Source organism: Neobacillus drentensis (assembly GCF_036965425.1).
Taxonomy (GTDB): domain Bacteria; phylum Bacillota; class Bacilli; order Bacillales; family Cytobacillaceae; genus Neobacillus; species Neobacillus drentensis_F.
The window spans coordinates 3,462-6,398 of sequence record NZ_JBALPP010000163.1; the positions used below are offsets into that span (position 1 = coordinate 3,462).

General features: G+C 33.5%; 2 protein-coding genes and 1 pseudogene. All 3 read right to left on the bottom strand.

Features of this window, described 5'->3' with window-relative positions; translation table 11 throughout:
- Positions 1-277 (bottom strand): annotated as a pseudogene (locus V7161_RS28575) (GNAT family N-acetyltransferase); the annotation flags it as partial.
- A gap of 353 nt (positions 278-630) precedes the next feature.
- Entirely contained in the window at positions 631-1,401 is a 771-nt protein-coding gene (locus V7161_RS28580) for an SDR family NAD(P)-dependent oxidoreductase (RefSeq protein ID WP_335716176.1), read from the bottom strand.
- A gap of 307 nt (positions 1,402-1,708) precedes the next feature.
- Entirely contained in the window at positions 1,709-2,377 is a 669-nt protein-coding gene (locus tag V7161_RS28585) for a lysoplasmalogenase (RefSeq protein ID WP_335716177.1), read from the bottom strand.
- Positions 2,378-2,937 lie beyond the last annotated feature (560 nt).

The window sequence follows — 2,937 nt, forward strand, 5'->3', positions numbered from 1 at the left end:
AGAAGGAATTAATAATATAATCGGCACGCTCTGGATTAGTAAATGGTCCACTTTGCAGTAAAATAAATCCTATTGGTTTCTTATCTAACAAAAGAAAGAACGGTGTAAGTCCCTCTTTTTCAAAAAACCAATCTAATACATCAAATTCAAACAAACCGTTTTCAGGATTCAAATCAAGTGAAGGATTAAATTCAGATAGGTCGTGTAAAAATAATGTTAGTAAGTTTTTTAATACTTCTTTTCTATCAGAATCAACCCTTTCAATCAGTAATTTCATTCATTTCTCCACCTTTAAGCTAAAAATCTTAGAGACAATCACACATTTATATTCTACTTCAATCACAATAACTCCTTTTTCACGAACCTGACCGCTAGTACAATAAGAAAAAGATCGCCGCAGCAATCCCAGTCTTAAACTTTTGAACGCATATGTATAATTACAATTCCTCACAATCAGAATTAATGTATTTTTTTTGAAAATGACTCATTACAAAAAGACGCCTTCTTTTATTATAGAACAGCGCACTTATGGAATAACTAAAATATGAGTAATGGGTTTATTTATATTTTTTTATTCAGATAAACTCCTCTTAAGTTTCGCTGCCATCACAGATTATGTTAAGTGTAAACTTATAACGCTCCCATACCACCGTCAACTCTATACTGAACTCCTGTGATAAAGGCACTTTCGTCAGAAGCAAGGAATAAAACCAGATTTGAAATGTCTTCTGATTCTCCATAGCGACCTAACGGAATGGCTTTTGCTAAATCTGCTTTTACTGCTTCAGCATTTCCAGGTGCAAAGCCTTCTTCCAAGGAACGCATCATTCTGGTATTTACAGGTGACGGATGAATGGAATTTACACGAACATGATACGGAGCCACCTCTACTGCACATGCTTTTGTTAAGCCTACTACCGCATGTTTAGAAGCAATATAAGGTGTTACGTTTGGACTACCATGCAATCCAGCTACAGAAGAAGTATTAATAACACTACCATGTCCTTGTTCCTTCATTACAGCTAAAACATGTTTCAAGCCTAAGAAAACTCCACGAACATTAACTGAAAGGACTTTATCTAAGTCTTCTACTTTTTGTTCTGTAATTGGGGCTACTTTCCCTTCAATTCCAGCATTGTTAAAGAACAAATCAATTTTCCCGAAATGGTCAACCGTTTTCTGTACATAATGTTGAACATCTTCTTCTTTTGATACGTCAGCTTGAACGACTATTACTTCGCCATATGTATCTAATTCTTCTTTTGTTTTGTCCAGAGATTCCTGGAATAAATCAACTAAAACTACTTTTGCTCCTTCTTCTAAGAAACGTTTCGCTGTTACTTTACCGATGCCGCCTGCTCCACCTGTAATTACTGCAACTTTCCCTGAAAGTCTTTCCATAGTGTATAACCTCCAACATTTTATTTTTAATTAAAATATACTTAATTAAATGTAATTATAAATCCACTATAAAAATATATCAAAGAAACCTTTCTCTGTACCTTTCACTTTTTAATAAAGTTAAATTATCTGTTTTATTGAATTTATATGTAACTATTCTGACCCGATTTCTGAACAAAGATTAATCTGATCTCCTCCACTAAACTTCCCCGTTACTTGAATAAGGAAAAAGCGACTCCTCGTTATAGAAGAATCGCATCCGTAATTGTAGCATAAAACATAAAAGGCGGGACAATAAATCCTGCACCTATTTTTTACCCGAAGAATAAAAACCAAAACTAGGAAAGAAGCGCAAGCTGTAGGCAATTAAAAATTGCGCTGTATAATAGGTTGTCATAATCAGGATATCAGAATGGGGAATCTCTGAAACAAACATATTCCATGACAGAATTGAGTCTGAGAGAACAAATAAAATACTCCCTATTATTGCCCATCTATTATGTGACAAAAATCCAGTCCAACTCATTAGGGATATAATCACAATATAAATAAGTACGGGAACTACTAGGGTATCAAGTTGATTCTGAAGCAACGCAGCGATTACGTGATATCCCATAACAAAGCCATATAATACAATAGGTAGAATCATAAGAAGTGAAAGCTTGGTAAAACGCCAATAACGGGTAAACCCTGCAATATAAAACAGATGACCAATTAGGAAGGCTGCTAATCCGATAACGAACCATCTAATTAGCCCATCACCTAGCATACAGATAAATAATCCGCACCATATAATCCAATGAGGGCGTGACTTTTTATTAGGTATTTGTTTATAAGCATAGAAAAGAATTAGCCACATTGGGATTAATTTAAATAGCATTTTGATTGATTCTGGTTTGCTGGGAATGACAAATATGTATATAAGGCTCATAAGTAAAATGAAAATGGGTAATCGATAAGTTTTCAATATATTCACCTCATTGTAACAGTTTCATTTCTCCTTGTTTAATAAGCTAACAGATTCACCTTATAGCATTTTAATAATCTACTATTTTCTCTATAAATAAACGTTTTCCTTCCCAAACTGACCTGTTCCTTTAGTGCAATAACATCATCCTTCCTATACTTCAAGATCACGTATTTCTTAATATAAATATATTTATAATAATTTCCCTTGATATATGAATATATCCTGCTTTTAAATTTATCAATCCGTTTTACAATAAAGATAGCTTGTTCAACTGGCCTGCCACATTTGCACAAAAAGAAAAAGGGCCTCAGCAGAACCCTTTTTTAAACACGTCCTTTTATATTTGATACAAGCTGGCATAGTATAAAGCACTTCTTTTTAAGAACAATATTTACAAAACCTCTTCAATTAGGAGGGGTTATTAATAGTACTATTGAATTTGATAATTTTACCTTTTTGTTGGAAACACCAAAACCTCTTTATTTTTAACATCATATAATCCACTTGGAGTTAATCTTATAAATGGTAAATGAGTGGCAGAGAAGAAGAGTAAGGTAAATGCAGGG